This is a genomic window from Microvirga tunisiensis, from assembly GCF_009296175.1.
Classification (GTDB): domain Bacteria; phylum Pseudomonadota; class Alphaproteobacteria; order Rhizobiales; family Beijerinckiaceae; genus Microvirga; species Microvirga tunisiensis.
In genome coordinates, this window is the sequence record NZ_VOSK01000766.1 from 1 (window position 1) to 1,315 (window position 1,315).

The 1,315-nt window shown below is 65.0% G+C and carries 2 protein-coding genes; both read right to left on the reverse strand.

Features of this window, described 5'->3' with window-relative positions:
- Positions 1-761 (reverse strand): D-alanine--D-alanine ligase family protein (locus tag FS320_RS43500; RefSeq protein WP_338105707.1); only part of this gene is annotated, 761 nt, incomplete at its 3' end.
- Between the two features lie 157 nt (positions 762-918).
- Positions 919-1,315, reverse strand: a 397-nt coding sequence (locus FS320_RS43505) for an integrase core domain-containing protein (RefSeq protein ID WP_244627770.1), incomplete at its 5' end; no start/stop codon positions are given.

Consider the following 1,315-nt stretch of genomic DNA (forward strand, 5'->3'; position numbering starts at 1 on the left):
CGTCCCACGGCGCCTGCGGCAGCGATGCCGCTCAACGAGGCCGTGCCGCCGCCAACCTGATCTTGGCCGTGCAGAAACGCGTCGAAGGCGATGCCCTGAGCCGCCAGCTCCTTGGGAAAGAGCGAGGCCCGCGTCAGGCCGGGCAACGTGTTGATCTCGAGAAAGATCACACGATCTGCCGTGACGATGAAATCGCTGCGCGAGTACCCGCTCGCACCGATGGCGGCATGCGCCGTCACCGCCGCCTCTTGCAAAGCAGCGTTGACCTGCTCGCCGAAGCTTGCGGGACAGATCTCACGGGTGGTGGGCGCCAGGTACTTGGCGGTGTAGTCGAAGGCCCCGTCCGCTGGGCGGATCTCCACCGGCGGCAGGGCGATCACAGCTCCGTCCTGCTCCAGCACGCCACAGGTGGCCTCGACACCGGCGATGAAGGGCTCGATGAGATAGGCCTCCTGCTGCGCCGCCTCGCCAAGCGTCCGCAGATCGTCAGGGCGTTCGACAAAGAGCAGGCCGTAACTCGATCCGTCGGCCACCGGCTTCGCCACAAGCTTGCCATAGGTGGCCAGAGCCGCCGCGGCGGTCTCAAGCGTGAGGGTGGGCGGTGTCGCAATGCCGGCTCTGGCCGCCGCCGCCTTGGCGGCCACCTTGTCGAAAGCCAGGCGGCTGGCGGCCGCGCCTGACCCGGTAAAGCGGATGCCGCGCGCTTCGCACCGGGCGGCCAGCTCCCCGCTTTCGGCCATGCCGCCGTGGAGCCCGAGCACCAGAAGCCGGTGCTCCTAGCGGGCACGGTCCAGCGCCACCTCAAGGCTGCCAATCGGCTCACCCGCCGCCCGCAGGTCGACCTCGAATGGCTGCGTGTGCCCCATCAGAATGTCGCGATCCGGTCTTGCTCCGCTTTTGTGGAGAGCGGTTTAGTAGCTATCGGGCCAGCCTTTCGAACTGAACCGGACTGACATAGTCGAGCGTCGAGTGGCGCCGGACTGGGTTGTAGAAGCCATCGATGTAACGACCAATCGCCTTCTTGGCCTCAGCTCGGGTCTGGAACACCGTGCGCCAGACCAACTCGGACTTCAAGGTCTTGAAGAACGTCTCGACCACCGAATTATCATAACAGTTTCCTTTCCCGGACATCGAGATCCGGATGCCGTGCTTTCGCAACTCGGCCTGATACTCGATCGAACAATATTGGACGGATTCAAACGGTCGTCGCAACACCCTGAAGGAGGAGGTTGCGATGAGCATTCGAAAGCGCCGGTCGGATCGGTCTGGACGAGCGCCGTTGCCGTCACCGGGTCGGCCCCCTGTGGCGGGACGT